The organism is Streptomyces sp. SAT1 (genome assembly GCF_001654495.1).
GTDB classification, from domain to species: domain Bacteria; phylum Actinomycetota; class Actinomycetes; order Streptomycetales; family Streptomycetaceae; genus Streptomyces; species Streptomyces andamanensis.
Genome location: NZ_CP015849.1, coordinates 1,721,296 through 1,739,787 on the forward strand (window position 1 = coordinate 1,721,296; position 18,492 = coordinate 1,739,787).

The window sequence follows — 18,492 nt, forward strand, 5'->3', positions numbered from 1 at the left end:
TACGCCCCTCCTCCGGGCCTTCCCGGGCCTTCTCCGGACCTTCCCCGGGCGCTTCCGGATCAGCCGAACCAGACAGATCAGACAGATCAGACGGACCAGTCCGAGTCGGCCCGGACCCGTCCGAGTCGGCCCGGGGCGGTCCGAACCAGTGCGGGCCGGCCCAGGCCGGCCCAGGTCAGCTCGTCGGTGCCGGCCGGTCGCCCGCGGAGTCCTCCGCGATGCGCTCGTGGTGGCGGATCACCTCGGCGATGATGAAGTTGAGGAACTTCTCCGCGAAGGCCGGGTCGAGTTTGGCGTCCTCGGCGAGGGCGCGCAGCCGGGCGATCTGGCGGGACTCGCGGCCCGGATCGGCGGGCGGCAGCTGGTGGGCGGCCTTGAGGTGGCCGACCTGCTGGGTCGCCTTGAACCGCTCGGCGAGCATGTGGACGACGGCCGCGTCGATGTTGTCGATGCTGTCGCGCAGCCGGGCGAGTTCCCGGCGGACCGCGGGGTCGACGTCACCGTTACCGGTGCTGCTGGTGCTCATGGGGGGCAAGCCTAGTCAACCCCGCCGGGTGGCCCCCGCCTTGATCAGGTGGAGCCGGGGGTCCGGTCCTACAGTGGGAGGCAGCGGGAAGAGGTGTCCGGTCGGCTCTGGGGGTGCGGACGTGGCGAACGGCGGGCCGGTCGAGCACGGCTTCCCGCATCTGGAGACGGTGCGGGCCGCGATCACGGCGCTGTACCGGCGGCTGTCGTACGAGACCGTCCGGACGTTCGCGACGAGCGTGGCCCCGGCGGACGTGGCGTTCGCCGACACCGACGACCTGCATCTGGGCGCCCAGCGGGTGGCCCATGAGCTGGTGCGGCACTACGGGCTGCCGGACGCCCGCCTGATCGTCGGCTTCCGGGAGATGACGCACGCGGCGAACGTGGAGCTGACGGCGGGCCCCGAGTACTTCGTGGAGCTGAACGACCGGTTCCGTACGCACCGCCGGGACATCGGCGCGGCCCTGGCGCACGAGGTGATGCACGTCTATCTGCACCGCCTGGACCTGTCCTTCCCGCGCACCCGGGACAACGAGATCCTCACGGACACGGCGGCGACGTACCTGGGCGCGGGCTGGCTGCTGCTGGACGCCTTCCGGGAGGACGGCGCCTCCTCGCAGAAGCTCGGCTATCTGACGCCGGAGGAGTTCGGCTACGTCCTGGCCAAGCGGGCGCTGCTGTTCGGCGAGGATCCCTCGACGTGGTTCACCAGCGCGCAGGGTTATGAGGCGTATGTGAAGGGGCGGGCGCGGGCGGCCGGTGACGCGCGGCGGCCGCCGCTGACGGCCGCGGGCTGGACGGGCCGGCGCCGGTACGCGCGCGACCGGCGGCACGCCCAGGAGCACGGTCCGCCGCCGGCCGGGGACGCGGACGTGCCGTACGCGTTCTCGGCGGGCGGGACGGAGCCGCTGCGGGTGTCGTTCCCGTGCCCGACCTGCCTCCAGCGGATCCGGGTGCCGGTGCGGGGCCGGGTCAGGGCGCGGTGCGGGCTGTGCCGGACGGTGCTGGAGTGCGACACATGAGGCGCGGGGCTGCGGATGGGCACGTGACGTCCTTCACAGGGTGCGATGCGGCGTCCGACCTCCTGTGACCGTGTGATCTCTTATCGTCACTGCCATGACGATCACCGAGGTTTTCCGTATCGGCGGCGATGTGGAGGTGCGCCGGATCGGTTTCGGCGCCATGCGTCTGGCGGACACGGAGCTTGAGCGCTCCCGTGCGGCCGCGCCGGTGTGGCGGGGCCCCGCGGACCGGGCCGCGGCGCTGGAGGTGCTGCGCACGGCGGCCGAGTCGGGGGTGGACCTGTTCGACACGGCGGACGCCTACGCGCTGGGCGCCAACGAGGAGTTACTCGCCCAGGCGCTGCACCCGTACCGCGACGGCGTGGCCCTGGCCACCAAGACGGGGGTGCTGCGGCCGAGCGCCGCGGAGTGGATCCCGCACGGGCATCCGGCGTATCTGCGCCAGCAGGCCGAGCTGAGTCTGCGGCGGCTGCGCACCGACCGCATCGATCTGCTCCAGTTGCACCGCATCGACCCGGGGTATCCGCTGGCGGACCAGATCGGCGCGCTGCGGCAGCTCCAGGAGGAGGGCAAGGTGCGGCACATCGGGCTGTCGGAGGTGACGGTCGCGCAGCTGACGGCCGCCTCCGCCATCGCCCCCATCGCTAGTGTGCAGAACATGTACAACCTGGCGGAGCGCGGCCATGACCCGGTGGTGGACCACACCGCCCGCCTGGGCATCGCGTTCCTGCCGTACTTCCCCGTGGCCCGGGGCGCGCACGCGGCGGACGGCGGTGCGCTGGCCGCGGTCGCGGACGAACTGGGCGCGACCCGGGCGCAGGTCGCCCTGGCCTGGCTGCTGCACCGCTCCCCCAACGTGATCCCCATCCCGGGGACGTCCTCGGCGGCGCACGCGGCGGAGAACGCGGGCGCCCTGCGGCTGTCCCTGACCGAGGAGCAGGTCCGCCGGATCGGCGCGGGCGTGCCCGTGTGACGTGCCGCGCGACGCAGGCGGCCGGTCTCAGTCCCGTACGATCCCCGCGGCGCGGGCCGCCGCGAGCCACTGCGGGAACTCGCCGACGAGCCGGTCGTACAGCTCCTCGTCGGACATCCTGCGCGGGTTGCGGCCGGCCGGGAAGAAGCCCGCGTTGTCGACGGCGCGCCGCGCGGGCACGGCGAGTTCGTCGAGCCGGCGCAGGAAGTCGAACTGCCTGCTGCGGGCGTTGCCGAAGCCGATGAACTGCCAGAAGAGCGGGAGCCTCGCGGCCTTGCACAGATGGCGTTCGGCGGCGGCCTTGCTGGAGGGGCCGCCGTCCGTCTGGAAGACCACCAGGGCCGGGTCGGTGGCGCCGCAGTCGAGGTAGTGGTCGATGACGGCGTCCATGGCGACGTCGTAGTGGGTGCGGCCCATGTGGCCGAGGCCGGCCGCCACGCGCTGGACGCTGCCCTCGTGGTTGTCGAGGGCGATCTCGGTGACGGCGTCGACGCCGGCGGAGAAGAACACCACCGGGACGCGGCCGTCGTCGTCGAGATGGGCGGCCAGGCCCAGCACGCGGTCGGCGAGCGCCTGCACGCTGCCGTCGCGGTAGTACGGGCTCATGGAGCCGGAGTGGTCCAGGACGAGGTAGACGGCGGCCCGCTGACCGGTGAGGCCGTGCTTGGTGAGGGAGACCCCCGCGCTCTTGTAGAGGCTGACCAGCGCGGGCGCCGTCTCCTCCACCTTGCTCAGACTGATCGCGGCCATGTGTCCCGCGCCTCCCCTGTGTCCCGTGTGTCCCGCTCCTCAGGACGCCGGGCGGGGCCGCGCGGTTTCGGACATGTGACGGCGCCTGCCCTGTTGTCCGGTCGGGGACGGGCGGGCAGGCGCCGGCGGTGTTCCGTACGCCGTTGTACGGGACGTCTGTGTCGGCCGCGCGTCAGACCATCAGCGAGCGGTCCGTCGGGCGGATCGGGGCCGGCAGGTCGCTGGCGCCCGTCAGGTGGCGGTCGGCGCCGCGGGCGGCCGAGCGGCCCTCCGCGATCGCCCACACGATGAGCGACTGGCCGCGGCCCGCGTCACCGGCCACGAACACGCCGGGCACGTTGGTCTGGAAGTCGGCGTCGCGGGCGATGTTACCCCGTTCGTCGAGCTCCAGGCCGAACTGCTCCACCAGGCCGTTGTCCCGGTCGGTGCCGGTGAAGCCCATGGCGAGGGTGACCAGCTGGGCCGGGATCCTGCGTTCGGTGCCCGGCTTCTGGGTGAGCTTGCCGTCGGTGAACTCGACCTCGGCCAGGTGCAGCCACTGTACGTTGCCGTCCTCGTCGCCCTCGAAGTGGGTCGTGGAGGCGGAGTAGATCCGCTCGCCGCCCTCCTCGTGGGCCGAGGTGACCTTGTAGAGGACCGGGAAGGTGGGCCAGGGCTGGCCGACCGGGTGCCGCTCCTCGTTGGGGCGGGGCATGATCTCCAGCTGGGTGACGGAGGCAGCGCCCTGGCGGTGGGCGGTGCCCACGCAGTCCGCGCCGGTGTCGCCGCCGCCGATGACGACGACGTGCTTGCCGGCGGCCGAGATCGGCGGGGTGACGTAGTCGCCCTCCTGGACCTTGTTGGCCAGCGGCAGGTACTCCATCGCCTGGTGGACGCCCTTGAGTTCGCGGCCCGGGACGGACAGGTCGCGGGCGGTGGTGGCACCGGCGGCGATGACGACGGCGTCGTAGCGCTTCTTCAGGGCGGTGGCCGAGATGTCGCGGCCGACCTCGACGCCGGTGCGGAAGCGGGTGCCCTCCGCGCGCATCTGCTCGATACGGCGGTTGATGTGCCGCTTCTCCATCTTGAACTCGGGGATGCCGTACCGCAGCAGGCCGCCGATGCGGTCGGCGCGCTCGTAGACGGCGACGGTGTGGCCGGCCCGGGTGAGCTGCTGGGCGGCGGCCAGTCCGGCCGGGCCCGAGCCGATGACGGCGACGGTCTTGCCGGACAGGCGCTCGGGGATCTGCGGGGCGACGTCCCCGGTCTCCCACGCCTTGTCGATGATGGAGACCTCGACGTTCTTGATGGTGACCGGCTGCTGGTTGATGCCGAGCACGCACGCCGACTCGCAGGGGGCGGGGCAGAGGCGGCCGGTGAACTCCGGGAAGTTGTTGGTCGCGTGCAGCCGCTCCTGGGCGGCGGCCCAGTCCCCGCGGTAGGCGTAGTCGTTCCACTCGGGGATGAGGTTCCCGAGCGGGCAGCCGTTGTGGCAGAACGGGATGCCGCAGTCCATGCACCGGCTGGCCTGCTTGCTGATGATCGGCAGCAGGGAGCCGGGGACGTAGACCTCGTTCCAGTCCTTGACGCGCTCCTCGACCGGGCGGGAGGCGGCGACCTCGCGGCCGTGGTTCAGAAAGCCCTTCGGATCAGCCATTGATCGCCGCCTCCATCATCTTCTCGGTGATCTCGGTCTCGGACAGACCGTCTCGCTCGGCGGCGTCCTTGGCGGCGAGCACTGCCTTGTACGTACGGGGGATGATCTTGCTGAAGCGGGCGGCGGCGGCCGGCCAGTCGGCGAGCAGCTTCGCGGCGACCGTGGAGCCGGTCTCCTCGGCGTGCCGGCGCACCGCGTCGTGCAGCCACCGCAGGTCGGTCTCGTCCGGCGCCTCGACGGCGTCCAGGTTGCCGGCGTTGACGTGGTCGCGGTCCAGGTCGATCACGTAGGCGACGCCGCCGGACATGCCGGCCGCGAAGTTGCGGCCGGTCTCGCCGAGGACCACCGCGTGGCCGCCGGTCATGTACTCGCAGCCGTGGTCGCCCACGCCCTCGGAGACGACCAGCGCGCCGGAGTTGCGGACGCAGAAGCGCTCACCGGTGCGGCCGCGCAGGAACATCTCGCCGCCGGTGGCGCCGTAGGCGAGGGTGTTGCCCGCGATGACGCTGTACTCGGCGAGGTGGTCGGCGGCGCGGTCGGGGCGGACGACGATCCGGCCGCCGGACAGGCCCTTGCCGACGTAGTCGTTGGCGTCGCCCTCCAGGCGCAGGGTGATGCCGCGCGGCAGGAAGGCGCCGAAGGACTGGCCCGCGGAGCCGGTGAAGGTGATGTCGACGGTGTCGTCGGGCAGCCCGGCGCCGCCGAACTTCTTGGTCACCTCGTGGCCGAGCATGGTGCCGACGGTGCGGTTGATGTTGCGGATGGCGACCTGCGCGCGCACCGGCTGGGCGTCGGCCGCGGAGCCGGCGGCCAGGGCATCGGCGGCGAGCCGGATCAGCTCGTTGTCGAGTGCCTTCTCCAGGCCGTGGTCCTGGGCGGTGACCCGGTGGCGGGCGGCGCCCTCGGGCAGTTCGGGCACGTGGAACAGCGGTGCCAGGTCCAGGCCCTGCGCCTTCCAGTGGTCGACGGCGCGGGTGACGTCGAGGATCTCGGCGTGGCCGACGGCCTCCTCGATGGAGCGGAAGCCCAGCTCGGCGAGGAGTTCGCGGACCTCCTCGGCGATGAACTTGAAGAAGTTCACCACGTACTCGGCCTTGCCGGCGAAGCGGTCGCGCAGCACCGGGTTCTGGGTGGCGATGCCGACGGGGCAGGTGTCCAGGTGGCAGACGCGCATCATGACGCAGCCGGAGACGACGAGCGGCGCGGTGGCGAAACCGAACTCCTCGGCGCCCAGCAGCGCGGCGATGACGACGTCGCGGCCGGTCTTGAGCTGGCCGTCGGTCTGGACGACGATCCGGTCGCGCAGGCCGTTGAGCAGCAGGGTCTGCTGGGTCTCGGCCAGGCCCAGCTCCCAGGGGCCGCCCGCGTGCTTGAGCGAGGTCAGCGGGGAGGCGCCGGTGCCGCCGTCGTGACCGGAGATCAGCACGACGTCCGCGTGGGCCTTGGACACACCGGCCGCGACCGTGCCGACGCCGACCTCGGAGACCAGCTTCACATGGATGCGGGCGGCCGGGTTGGCGTTCTTGAGGTCGTGGATCAGCTGGGCCAGGTCCTCGATGGAGTAGATGTCGTGGTGCGGCGGCGGGGAGATCAGGCCGACGCCGGGCGTCGAGTGCCGGGTCTTGGCCACCCACGGGTACACCTTGTGGCCGGGCAGCTGGCCACCCTCGCCGGGCTTGGCGCCCTGGGCCATCTTGATCTGGATGTCGTCGGAGTTGACCAGGTACTCGCTGGTCACGCCGAAGCGGCCGGAGGCGACCTGCTTGATGGACGAGCGGCGCGCCGGGTCGTACAGGCGCTCGGCGTCCTCGCCGCCCTCACCGGTGTTGGACTTGCCGCCCAGCTGGTTCATGGCGATGGCGAGGGTCTCGTGCGCCTCCTGGGAGATGGAGCCGTACGACATGGCGCCGGTGGAGAAGCGCTTGACGATCTCGGAGACCGGCTCGACCTCCTCGACGGGGATCGGCGCCCGGCCGGAAGTGAAGCCGAACAGGCCGCGCAGCGTCATCAGCCGCTCGGACTGCTCGTTCACGCGGTCGGTGTACTTCTTGAAGATGTCGTAGCGGCCCGAGCGCGTGGAGTGCTGGAGGCGGAAGACGGTCTCCGGGTCGAACAGGTGCGGTTCGCCCTCGCGGCGCCACTGGTACTCGCCGCCGATGTCCAGCGCGCGGTGCGCGGGCGCGATGCCGGAGGCCGGGTAGGCCTTGGCGTGGCGGGCGGCGACCTCCCGGGCGATGACGTCGATGCCGACGCCGCCGATCTTGGTGGTGGTGCCGTTGAAGTACTTCTCGACGAAGCCCTCGTCCAGGCCGACGGCCTCGAAGACCTGGGCGCCGCGGTAGGAGGCGACGGTGGAGATGCCCATCTTGGACATGACCTTGAGGACGCCCTTGCCGAGGGCGTAGATCAGGTTGCGGATGGCCTGCTCGGACTCCATGCCGGGCAGGAAGGTGCCGGCCCGGACCAGGTCCTCGACGGACTCCATCGCCAGGTACGGGTTGACGGCGGCGGCGCCGTAGCCGATGAGCAGGGCGACGTGGTGGACCTCGCGGACGTCGCCGGCCTCGACCAGCAGGCCCACGTGGGTGCGCTGCTTGGTGCGGATGAGGTGGTGGTGGACGGCCGCGGTGAGCAGCAGCGACGGGATCGGCGCGTGCTCGGCGTCGGAGTGCCGGTCGGACAGGACGATCAGCCGGGCGCCGTTGTCGATGGCGGCGTCGGCCTCGGCGCAGATCTCGTCGATGCGGGCGGCCAGCGCCTGGCCGCCGCCGGAGACCCGGTACAGACCGGAGAGGGTCGCGGCCTTGAAGCCGGGCATGTCGCCGTCGGCGTTGATGTGGATGAGCTTGGCCAGCTCGTCGTTGTCGATCACCGGGAAGGGCAGGACGACGCTGCGGCAGGAGGCCGCGGTGGGCTCCAGCAGGTTGCCCTGCGGGCCGAGCGAGCTGCGCAGCGAGGTGACCAGTTCCTCGCGGATGGCGTCCAGCGGCGGGTTGGTGACCTGCGCGAACAGCTGGGTGAAGTAGTCGAAGAGCAGCCGCGGGCGCTCGGAGAGGGCCGCGATGGGGCTGTCGGTGCCCATGGAGCCGATCGGCTCGGCGGCGGCCTTGGCCATCGGCGCGAGGATGACGCGCAGCTCTTCCTCGGTGTAGCCGAAGGTCTGCTGGCGGCGGGTGACCGAGGCGTGGGTGTGCACGATGTGCTCGCGCTCGGGCAGGTCGCCCAGCTCGATCTCGCCGGCCTCCAGCCACTCGGCGTACGGGTTCTCCGCGGCGAGGGACGCCTTGATCTCGTCGTCCTCGATGATGCGGTGCTCGGCGGTGTCCACGAGGAACATGCGGCCGGGCTGGAGGCGGCCCTTGCGCACGACGCGGGCCGGGTCGATGTCGAGGACGCCGACCTCGGAGCCGAGGACGACGAGGCCGTCGTCGGTGACCCAGTAGCGGCCGGGGCGCAGGCCGTTGCGGTCGAGCACGGCGCCGACCTGGGTGCCGTCGGTGAAGGTGACGCAGGCCGGGCCGTCCCAGGGCTCCATCATCGTGGAGTGGTACTCGTAGAAGGCGCGGCGGGCCGGGTCCATGGAGGCGTGGTTCTCCCAGGCCTCGGGGATCATCATCAGCACCGCGTGCGGCAGGGAGCGGCCGCCCAGGTGCAGCAGTTCCAGCACCTCGTCGAAGGAGGCGGAGTCGGAGGCGTCGGGCGTGCAGACCGGGAAGATCCGGTCGATCGCCTTGTCCTGGCCGCCGAACAGCTCGGAGTGCAGCCGGGACTCGCGGGCGCGCATCCAGTTGCGGTTGCCCTTGACGGTGTTGATCTCGCCGTTGTGGGCGACAAACCGGTAGGGGTGGGCGAGCGGCCAGCTCGGGAAGGTGTTGGTGGAGAAGCGGGAGTGGACGAGGGCGACGGCCGAGGCGAAGCGGCGGTCGGACAGGTCCGGGAAGAACGGCTCCAGCTGGCCGGTGGTGAGCATCCCCTTGTAGACGAGGGTGCGGGAGGACAGTGAGGGGAAGTAGACGCCCGCCTCGCGCTCGGCGCGCTTGCGCAGCACGAACGCCCTGCGGTCCAGGGCGATGCCCTCGCTGGTGCCGTCGCCGACGAAGAGCTGGCGGAAGACGGGCATGGTGGAGCGGGCGGTGGCGCCGAGGAGCGCGGGGGCGACGGGGACCTCGCGCCAGCCGAGGACGGTCAGGCCCTCGTCGGCGGCGATCGTCTCGATCTGTGAGACGGCCTCGGCGATGCCGTCCTCGGGCAGGAAGGCGATGCCCACGGCGTAGGCGCCGGCGGCGGGCAGTTCGAATCCGGCCACTTCGCGCAGGAACGCGTCGGGCACCTGGGAGAGGATGCCGGCGCCGTCGCCCGAGTCGGGCTCGGAACCGGTGGCGCCGCGGTGCTCCAGGTTACGCAGCACGGTGAGCGCCTGCTCGACCAGCGCATGGCTCGCCTCGCCGGTGAGGGTGGCCACGAAGCCGACGCCGCAGGCGTCGTGCTCGTTGCGGGGGTCGTACATACCCTGCGCAGCAGGGCGAGCATCCATGAACGACCAGTTTCGGCCGTTCGTGGAGTGCTGGGACGGCTGGCGCGGCGTACGCATCGGCTCTCCCGTCGTCGTCATCTGGCATGTGCTGGTGCCGAGGGACGACGTTGGCCCTCTGCTTGAAGTGCGAAATTTCGTGCAGGTTACATGATGGAGCGGGTCCCGGAAAGTGGATACTTCGTTCCAGCATGCGGACACCGCAGGGTCGGCGGCGGGGTCTCCGCACCCGGCGGTGGAGGTCTCGACTGGGGGGTCTGCGGGGCGGGATCGGTCGGATCCCCGTCCGTCGGCCGGACCCGGGAGGCGGGGTGGGCGGCGTCGCGCCCGCCCCAGGGGGTGTGCTCCGGGCCTCTTTGCCCACAGCGCTTACGGCTCATGCCCGGTGGTCACACGCTCGAAACCAGCGGGAAACGGTTACTTATGCAGTGAAGGGCATAAGTCCCGGTGACGTCATCCTACGGCCGTTCCGAACGCGATGCCCAGGGCGTACGTCACACCGGCGGCGGCACCACCCAGGGCAAGCTGCCGCAAACCGCTGTACCACCAGCTCCGCGCGGTCACCTTGGCCACCACCGCGCCGCACCCGAAGAGCCCGGCCAGGGCGAGCAGCACGGCGGGCCACAGCGCGTCGGCACCGAGCAGATAGGGCAGCAGCGGCAGCAGCGCGCCCAGCGCGAACGAGCCGAACGAGGAGACCGCGGCGACCAGCGGCGAGGGCAGGTCGCCCGGGTCGATGCCCAGCTCCTCGCGGGCGTGGATCTCCAGGGCCTGCTCCGGGTCCTGGGAGAGCTGGCGGGCCACCTCGCGCGCCAGCTCGGGCTGGACGCCCCGCGCCATGTAGAGGCCGGCCAGCTCGTCCTCCTCGTCCTGCGGGTGCTTGCGCAGCTCACGCCGCTCGACGTCCAGCTCGGCCTGGACCAGCTCCCGCTGGGAGGCGACGGAGGTGTACTCGCCGGCCGCCATGGAGAAGGCACCGGCGGCCAGACCGGCGAACCCGGTGAGGACGATGGTGTGGTGGCTCACCGCGCCACCCGCGACACCGGTCATCAGGGCCAGGTTGGAGACCAGGCCGTCCATCGCCCCGAACACCGCCGGGCGCAGCCAGCCGCCGTTCACATCGCGGTGCGTGTGGTTGTCGCGGTGCGCCTCGTGCAGGGTCGCTTCGGTGTCGAGGATGGCCATGAGAGTCCCCCAGAATGCTTAGGCAAGGCTTGCTTTTGGACTGGTTCTACTTTTCGACAACACCGAATCTACGCCCCGGCATTCCGCTCCGCCAGCAAGGAAAGGCTGGGCTAACCTGCGGCTTTACCTGACTTTGCTCATCCGTGCGAGACCCTGCCCAGATGTCGTACGGGTGACAGCGGGCCGCTCCAGGCTGCGGCCTGGCCGCCGCCGGGGGACACATGCCCAGAGGGCCCACAGGGTTCCGCGCCCTTCGCCGGGCGCCGTGGAGAGGAGAGCCCGCGATGGCATCGACCGACGGCGTCCCCCCGGCCCGCGTGTGCGACCGGGCACGCGGCGCACTGCTCGGCCTCGCCGTCGGGGACGCCCTCGGCGCGCCCGCGGAGAACCTCAGACCCTCCGAGATCCGCGCCCGCTGGGGCCGGATCACCGGCTACGTCGCCGCCCGCCCGGCCGGGACCGACGACACCGAGTACGCCCTCTTCAGCGGGCTGCTGCTCGCCCGGCACGGCTCCGCGCTCACCCCCGCGCACGTGGAGGCCGCCTGGCACGAGCACATCGCCGTCCGCGCCGAGGGCCCCTTCCGCGGCGCGGGCTTCAGCGAGCGCGGCACCCTGGAGAACCTCCGCCGGGGCCTGGCCGCGCCCGTCTCCGCCCAGCACCGGCACGCCTGGAGCGACGGGCTGGCGATGCGGGCGGCGCCCTTCGGGGTGTTCGCCGCCGGGCGCCCCGCCGAGGCGGCCCGCCTGGTGGCGGTCGACGGCTCGGTCAGCCACGAGGGCGAGGGCATCCACGGCGGCCGGGCCGTGGCGGCGGGGGTGGCGGCGGCCATGGCGGGCGCGCCGCCGGTCGCGGTCGTGGCCGCCGCGCTGGCCGTCGTACCGGACGACTCCTGGACGGCCCGCTCGCTGCGCCGGGCCGCGGCCGCCGCCCACCGCGGCGAACGCGCGATCCGCTCCGCCGTCGTCATCGCCGGCTACCCCTGGTCCGACCTGGCCCCCGAGGCGGTCGCCCTCGCCTTCGGCGCGTACGCCGCCGCCGACGGCGACTTCCGCGACGCCGTCCTCACCGCCGTCAACATGGGCCGCGACGCCGACACCACGGCCGCGGTCGCGGGCGCCCTGGCCGGCGCGACCCAGGGCGTGGCCGCCGTCCCCGAGGACTGGGCGGCGGCCATCGGCCCGGCCCGCGGCACCTGCCTGCCCTCGGTGGCGGGCCGGCACGTACTGGAGGTGGCGGACCTCCTGGTGGCACGGGCGGTGATCGATCCGGGCGACGGAGGGGGTGCGGGGCTGGGTGGCGGGACGGGGCTGAACGCCGGGGCGGGGGCGGGTGCCGGTGCGGGGCTGGGTGTCGATGCGGGTCAGCGCGCCGGGACGGGACCAGGCGCCGGAGCCGGTACGAGCCTGAGCATCGCCACCGGCCAACACGCCGGGACGGGCCCGGACACCGGTACAAGCCAGCACGCCACCGCGGGCCCAAGCGCCCGGAACGGCCCGGGTTCCGGAGGCGGTTCGAGCACCGGAGACGGCGCGGGGGGCACAAGCGGTCCGAGGGCCGAAAACGGTACGGGCCGGGGCCCGGGGCCCGCCCCCGTGCGCCCCGCGCGAGCCGCGCCCGCCCCTTCGGCGCCTCCCGCCCCTTCCGCACCCCCCGCTCCGGTGGGCCGCCTCCTCACCGGCCCGGTACGCCCCGGCGCCACGGCCGGGCTCCCGGGGCACGGACCCGCCCTGCCCGCGCACGACACCCGCTCCCCCGCGGCCGCGCCCGCGCGGGAGGCCCGTTCCGCACCCGCGCGCCCCGCGCCCGCCCCGCCCAGGTGCCCCGCCGAGCCGGACCCGGGCCCCGGCGAACCGCCCCGCGCGCCCGAGGCGGTGCCCGTGCCGGGGCCGCTCGCCGGGGCCGGCGCGTACGCGCTGACCGCCGACGAGGGCGAGGCGGGGCAGTGAGCGGGCGGCGGGTCGAGGGGCTGCTGCTGGGGCTCGCGGCGGGGGACGCGGCCGGCTGGCCGGCCGCGCGGCACCGGGCGGCCCGGATGCCGGAGTGGACCCGGCGGCTCACCCGCGAGCTGGACACCTTCGCCGAGGAGAACGCGACGACCACGCTGCCCGTGCCCGTGGCGCTGAACCAGTCCCCCGAGCCGCTGCGCCTGGGCCCCTCCGACGACGCCGAGTGGGCGGTGTTCGCGGCGGAGGCCGTGCTGCGGGCCGGGGACGACGGCGCGCTCGGCGACCTCAGCCGGGACCGCCGGACCCGCGCCGCGATCGACCTCACCTGGAACGCCGTGGCCGCCGAGGTCGCCGCCGCGGCCGGACGCGCCGCCGAGATCGAGTCGGCGGTGCTGCCGCTGCGCGCCCGCATCTCCGTCCGGGCGGGCCTCGGCAACCTGGCCACCGGGCTGCGCCCGCCCGCCACCGGCCACGACAACCCGCACTACTTCGACGACGCCGCCTGCGTACGGGCCTGCGCCCTGGCCGTGGCCCACCCCGGCGACCCCGGGCGCGCCGCCGCCCTGGCCGAGTTCGACGCCCGCTACACCCAGGACGGCGACGGCGTGCACGGCGCCCGCGCGATGGCCGCCGCGCTCTCCCTGGCCCTCGCCGGGCAGGGCACCGACGCCTGCGTGTCGGCCGCGCTCGCCGAACTCCCCGACGGCACCGAGATCGGCCGCAACGCACGGCACGCGCTGAAGCTGGCCGCGGACTGCGCGGACGCGTTCGCGCTGGTACCGCTGCTGGAACACGAGATCGTGGACCACGTCTACAGCTACGGCGTCGCCGCCGCCGAGACCGTCCCGGTGGCGCTCGCCCTGGCCACGGCGGCGGACGGCCGGATCGCACGGGCGCTGCCCGCCGCCGCCTGCCTGTCCCGGGTCGCCGACTCCGCCCCCGCCCTGACGGGCGCGCTCACCGGCGCGCTGGAGGGCGCGGCGGCGATCCCCAGGCCCTGGCGGGACGCCTGCCGCACCCTGTCCGGCTGTGTGCTGCCCCGCCTCACCGGCACCGACCTCGTGGAACTCGCCGGACTCCTGGAAGCCGTACAACCGGCCCCGCCAGGAGGATGATTCGGGGCATGAAGCCCAGAGAAGAAGAAACCGCCGATCCGGGAGCGAGTCTGGACGAGCGGATCACCGGCGCCCTGGTCGGCGCCGCCGTCGGCGACGCGCTCGGCGGACCCGTCGAGGGCTACTCCCCCGAGCAGATCGCCGAGCGCCACGGCGGCCGGGTGCACGGGATCGTCGGCCCCTGGCACGGCGACGCCTGGCCCACCGCCCGCCCCCTCGCGCCGTACCACAAGGGCGACGGCCACGTCACCGACGACACCCTGATGACCCACGCGCTGGTACGGGTGTACGCCCGGGTCCGCGACCACCTCGACGCCTACGCCGTCGCGGACCACCTGGTCCCCGACCTGATGACCAACCCGCGCTGGATCCCCGAGCTGGAGCGCGAGGCGCTGCCGCTGCACCGGGTGTTCCTGGCGGAGAAGTGGCTGGTCACGCGGCTGCACTACGGCCACGCCGACCCGCGTGAGGCGGGCGTCGGCAACATCGTCAACTGCGGTGCCGCGATGTACATGGCGCCGGTCGGCCTGGTCAACGCGGGCGACCCGCGGGCCGCGTACGCGGAGGCCCTGGACGTCGCGGGCGCCCACCAGTCCTCCTACGGCCGGGAGGCGGCGGGCGTGCTCGCGGCCGGGGTGGCGGCGGCCTGCTCGCCGGGAGCGAGTGCCGAGTCGGTCGTGTCGGCCTGTCTGTCCCTGGCCGAGGACGGCACCCGGGCGGCGATCGAGGACGTCTGCGCGGCGGCCCGCCGCTGCCCGGACATCGAGTCGGCGCTCGGCGCGCTGCGCGCGGCGGTGGCCCCGTACGACACGGTCGGCCCGGACTACCGCAGCCCCTCGCTGGGCGCGCGCCGCCCGTCCCGGCTGCACGCGATCGAGGAACTGCCCGTCGCGCTGGGCCTGCTGCTGGTGGCGCGCGGCGACTACCGGCGGGCCGTCCTCGGCGCGGTGAACTACGGCCGCGACTGCGACTCCATCGCCGCCATGGCCGGGGCGCTGGCCGGTGCGCTGGGCTCCCCGGTGCCCGAGGACTGGGCGAAGGCGGTGGCCGAGGCCAGCCGCCTGGACCTGTGGGAGCCCGCGCGCACGCTGACCGCGGTGGCGCGCGAGGTCTTCGCCGAGGACGTACGCCGACGGCGGGCGCACGAGCGGGCGTTCGCCCTGCTGGGAGGTGCGGGATGCTCCGACTGACCTGGGTGCAGCCGGAGGATCTGCTCGGTCACGAGCTGCGCCAGGCGGCCCAGGACGGCCGCGAACCGGCGGCGGTGGCCGCGCGGTGGCGGGCGGCGGGCGGCCCCGACGCCCCGGCGCGCGCCGGGGCCTCGCCGGAGCCCGTCTCGCGCTATCTGCGGCTGCTGGCCGAGGACCTGCTGGACGAACTGGCCGAGCTGCCCAGCCGGCTGGCCGAGGCGGAGCCCACCGACCCGGACGCGATCAGGGAGCTGTGCCCCGGCTGGCCGGGCCATGTCGCCCCGCGCCCCAGGGCCGTGCCCGCCGTCGAACGCTTCGAGGCCGCCTGGCTGGGCCGGGCCGCGGGCTGCCTGCTGGGCAAGCCGGTGGAGAAGATCCCGCTCCAGGGCATCCGGGAGCTGGCGCGCGCCACCGGGAACTGGCCGCTGAGCACCTGGTTCACCGCCCGGGGCGTGCCTGAGGACCTGGCCGCCGCCCACCCCTGGAACCGCCGCTCGGCGGCCACCTGCCTCGCCGAGAACATCGACGGCATGCCCGAGGACGACGACCTGGACCATCCGCTGCTCGGTCTGCTCCTGCTGCGCCGCCACGGCCGCGGCTTCACCACCGCCGACCTCGCCCGCCTGTGGCTGGACGAGCTGCCCGCCGGCCGCACCTTCACCGCCGAGCGCGTCGCCTACCGCAATCTGCTGCTCGGCATCGAACCGCCGCGCACCGCCCGCCACCGCAACCCGTTCCGCGAGTGGATCGGCGGCCTCATCCGCGCCGACGTGCACGGCTGGACCAACGCGGGCGATCCGGGGGCCGCCGCGGAGCAGGCGTACCGGGACGCCGCCCTCACCCACACCGGGAACGGCGTCTACGCCGCGATGTTCGCCGCCGCCGTGATCGCCGCCGCCGCGAGCGGCGCCCACGACGTGCACGCCTGCCTGGCCACCGGGCTGCGGGTGGTGCCGCCCGGCTCCCGGCTGGCCCGCGCGGTGCGGCACGCGGTCCGGCTGGCCGGCGCCCACGCGGACTTCGACACCGTCGTGGACGAACTGCACACGGCGCACGCCGGGTACCACTGGGTGCACGCCGTGCCGAACACCGCGCTGATCGCCGCCGCCCTCACCCATGCCGACGGCGACTTCACCGGCTCCATCTGCCGGGTGGTGTCGGGCGGCTGGGACACCGACTCCAACGGCGCCACCGCCGGATCGGTCGCCGGGCTGCTCGCCGGGTCCCCCGCCGCGCTCCCCGACCGCTGGACCGCCCCGCTCAAGAACCGGCTCGCCACCACCGTCGCCGACTTCGACGGCACCGGCTTCGACGCGCTGGCCCGGCTCACCCACCAGGAGGCGTCCCGCCCATGACGCCCGACCCCGATGCCACCGAGGCGCACGCCACGGTCCCGCCACACACCGACCCGCCACACACCGACTCGCCGCACACCGACCCGTCGGACACCGCGCCACCGCTCACCGGACTGCGCGTCCTGGACCTCGCCACGCTGTTCGCCGGGCCCATCGCGGCCATGATGCTCGGCGACTTCGGCGCCGAGGTCATCAAGGTCGAGCATCCGGCCAGGCCCGACCCCGCCCGGGGCCACGGCCCGGCGAAGAACGGCGTCGGCCTGTGGTGGAAGCTGCTCGGCCGCAACAAGCGCGCCGTCACCCTGGACCTGTCCCGCCCCGGCGGCCGGGCCACCCTGCTGCGGCTCGCCGCGACCGCCGACGTGATCGTGGAGAACTTCCGCCCCGGCACCCTGGAGCGCTGGGAGCTGGGCTGGCCGGAGCTCTCGGCGGCCAACCCGCGCCTGGTGCTCGCCCGGGTCACCGGCTTCGGCCAGTTCGGCCCGTACGCGTCCCGGCCCGGCTTCGGCACCCTGGCGGAGGCGATGAGCGGCTTCGCCGCGATCACCGGCGAGCCGGACGCGCCGCCCACGCTGCCGCCCTTCGGGCTGGCCGACTCCATCGCCGGGCTGGCCACGGCGTACGCCGTGCTGACCGCGCTGGCGGCCCGCGAGCGCACCGGCCGGGGGCAGATCGTCGACATGGCGATCATCGAACCCATCCTGACCGTGCTGGGTCCGCAGCCCCTCTGGTACGACCAGCTCGGCTACGTCCAGCCGCGCACCGGCAACCGCACCCAGAACAACGCCCCGCGCAACACCTACCGCACCGCGGACGGCACCTGGGTGGCGGTCTCCGCCTCGGCGCAGTCGGTGGCCGAGCGCGTGCTGCGCCTGGTGGGGCGCCCGGAACTGATCGCCGAGCCGTGGTTCGCGACCGGTTCCGGGCGGGCGGCGCACGCCGACCTCCTCGACGAGGCGGTCGGCGGCTGGATCGCCCGGCACACCCGCACCGAGGTCATGGCCGCCTTCGAGAAGGCCCAGGCCGCCATCGCGCCGATCCAGGACGTCCGGGACGTGGTCGCCGACCCGCAGTACCAGGCGCTGGGCACCCTCACCACCCTGTTCGACCCGGAGCTGGGCCGGATGCGCATGCAGAACGTGCTGTTCCGGCTCTCCGACACCCCGGGCGCGATCCGCTGGGCGGGCCGGCCGCACGGCGCGGACACCGAGGCGGTCCTGACCGAGCTGGGCCTCACCCCGGAGGAAGTGGCCGCGCTGCGCGCGGAGGGCGTCCTGTGACGGTCACCGCCGCCTTCCCGCTGACCTGGCTCTACGCCCCCGGCGACCGCCCGCGGGTGGTCGCCAAGGCCCTCGCCTGCGGGGCCGACGTGGTCGTGGTCGACCTGGAGGACGCGGTCGCCCCGGACCGCAAGGAGTACGCCCGCGCCGCCACCGCGGAACTCCTGACCGAGCCGCCGCCGGTCCCCGTCCATGTGCGGGTCAACGCCCTGGACGGCCCGCTGGCCGCCGCCGATCTGGCCGCCGTCGCCGCCCGGCCGGGCCTGGCCGGGCTGCGGCTGCCCAAGGTGACGTCGGCGGAGCAGGTGGTGCGGATCGCGCGGCGGACCGAGCACGGCGGCGCACCGGACGGCGCGGGCGGCACCGGGCACGGCGCGGGGCCGCCGCTGTACGCGCTGCTGGAGAACGCCCTCGCCGTCGAGCAGGCGTACGCCATCGCCTCGGCGCACCCGTCCCTGCGCGGTGTCTCGATCGGCGAGGCCGACCTCCGCGCCGACCTCGGGGTGCGCCAGGACACCGGGCTCGACTGGTGCCGGGCCCGGGTCGTCGTCGCCGCGCGCGCGGCGGGACTGGCCCCGCCCGCCCAGTCCGTGCACCCCGACATCCGCGATCTGGAGGGGCTGGCGGCCTCCTGCGCGCACGGCCGCTCGCTGGGCTTCCTCGGCCGGGCGGCCATCCACCCCCGGCAGCTCCCCATCATCGAGCGCGCCTATCTGCCGACCGACCGCGAACTGGAGGAGGCCGAGACCGTCGTCAAGGCGGCCACCATGGACCCGGGCGCGCAGGCCCTCGCGGACGGCCGTTTCATCGACGCGGCGGTGGTCGCGGCGGCGCGGCGCACCCTGGCGCTGGCCCGCCGATGCTGATCCCGCAGATGCTGCTCCCGCGGCTGCCGGTCCCGCGCACGCGAAGGGCGCCCCCGCGACGGGAGCGCCCTCCTTGTGCCTGCGGCCCGCGGCCGGCCACGGACGACCGCGCGCG

General features: G+C 74.3%; 13 protein-coding genes. 8 read left to right on the forward strand and 5 right to left on the reverse strand.

Going from position 1 to position 18,492, the window contains the following annotated elements:
* Positions 1-175: 175 nt before the first annotated feature.
* The gene (locus A8713_RS07545) at positions 176-526 is read right to left on the reverse strand and encodes a chorismate mutase (RefSeq protein WP_064532427.1); all 351 of its coding nucleotides are present in this window, start codon (positions 524-526) and stop codon (positions 176-178) included.
* A gap of 121 nt (positions 527-647) precedes the next feature.
* Between A8713_RS07545 and A8713_RS07550 the strand changes: the two genes are divergently transcribed.
* On the forward strand, positions 648-1,547 hold the full coding sequence (locus A8713_RS07550) for a hypothetical protein (protein ID WP_064532429.1): 900 nt from the start codon (positions 648-650) through the stop codon (positions 1,545-1,547).
* 94 nt (positions 1,548-1,641) lie between these two features.
* Positions 1,642-2,520 (forward strand): aldo/keto reductase, encoded by an 879-nt coding sequence (locus tag A8713_RS07555; protein WP_064532432.1) that lies wholly within the window; start codon positions 1,642-1,644, stop codon positions 2,518-2,520.
* A 27-nt stretch (positions 2,521-2,547) separates the two neighbouring features.
* On the opposite strand, the gene A8713_RS07560 is transcribed toward A8713_RS07555, so the two are convergent.
* The 4 genes from A8713_RS07560 to A8713_RS07575 all read right to left on the reverse strand — a co-directional run bounded on the left by A8713_RS07560 (position 2,548) and on the right by A8713_RS07575 (position 10,622).
* Complete coding sequence (locus tag A8713_RS07560) at positions 2,548-3,270, reverse strand: vWA domain-containing protein (RefSeq protein ID WP_064532434.1); 723 nt, start codon at positions 3,268-3,270, stop codon at positions 2,548-2,550.
* Between the two features lie 172 nt (positions 3,271-3,442).
* Positions 3,443-4,906, reverse strand: coding sequence for a glutamate synthase subunit beta (locus A8713_RS07565; RefSeq protein WP_064532435.1), 1,464 nt, complete (start codon positions 4,904-4,906; stop codon positions 3,443-3,445).
* Complete coding sequence (gene gltB / locus A8713_RS07570) at positions 4,899-9,413, reverse strand: glutamate synthase large subunit (RefSeq protein ID WP_064532437.1); 4,515 nt, start codon at positions 9,411-9,413, stop codon at positions 4,899-4,901. Before gltB ends, A8713_RS07565 begins: the two co-directional genes overlap by 8 nt.
* 477 nt (positions 9,414-9,890) lie before the next feature.
* Positions 9,891-10,622 carry a VIT1/CCC1 transporter family protein gene (locus tag A8713_RS07575; RefSeq protein WP_064532443.1) on the reverse strand — a complete coding sequence of 244 codons (732 nt, stop codon included), beginning with the start codon at positions 10,620-10,622 and terminating at the stop codon, positions 9,891-9,893.
* Between the two features lie 284 nt (positions 10,623-10,906).
* On the opposite strand from A8713_RS07575, the gene A8713_RS07580 reads away from it, so the two are divergent.
* The 6 genes from A8713_RS07580 to A8713_RS07605 are packed head-to-tail and all read left to right on the forward strand — an operon-like array spanning position 10,907 to position 18,377.
* On the forward strand, positions 10,907-12,571 hold the full coding sequence (locus A8713_RS07580; RefSeq protein ID WP_064532447.1) for an ADP-ribosylglycohydrolase family protein: 1,665 nt from the start codon (positions 10,907-10,909) through the stop codon (positions 12,569-12,571).
* Positions 12,568-13,686 carry an ADP-ribosylglycohydrolase family protein gene (locus tag A8713_RS07585; protein WP_064532449.1) on the forward strand — a complete coding sequence of 373 codons (1,119 nt, stop codon included), beginning with the start codon at positions 12,568-12,570 and terminating at the stop codon, positions 13,684-13,686. Before A8713_RS07580 ends, A8713_RS07585 begins: the two co-directional genes overlap by 4 nt.
* 8 nt (positions 13,687-13,694) lie before the next feature.
* The gene (locus A8713_RS07590; protein ID WP_064532451.1) at positions 13,695-14,876 is read left to right on the forward strand and encodes an ADP-ribosylglycohydrolase family protein; all 1,182 of its coding nucleotides are present in this window, start codon (positions 13,695-13,697) and stop codon (positions 14,874-14,876) included.
* Positions 14,864-16,231 (forward strand): ADP-ribosylglycohydrolase family protein, encoded by a 1,368-nt coding sequence (locus A8713_RS07595; protein ID WP_064532452.1) that lies wholly within the window; start codon positions 14,864-14,866, stop codon positions 16,229-16,231. Before A8713_RS07590 ends, A8713_RS07595 begins: the two co-directional genes overlap by 13 nt.
* A complete protein-coding gene (locus A8713_RS07600) occupies positions 16,228-17,511 on the forward strand; it encodes a CaiB/BaiF CoA transferase family protein (RefSeq protein ID WP_237305315.1) in 1,284 nt (427 codons plus the stop codon). The genes A8713_RS07595 and A8713_RS07600 overlap by 4 nt, the downstream gene beginning before the upstream one ends.
* Positions 17,508-18,377, forward strand: a complete 870-nt coding sequence (locus tag A8713_RS07605; protein WP_064532454.1) for an HpcH/HpaI aldolase/citrate lyase family protein — start codon at positions 17,508-17,510, stop codon at positions 18,375-18,377. Before A8713_RS07600 ends, A8713_RS07605 begins: the two co-directional genes overlap by 4 nt.
* Positions 18,378-18,492: the final 115 nt, after the last annotated feature.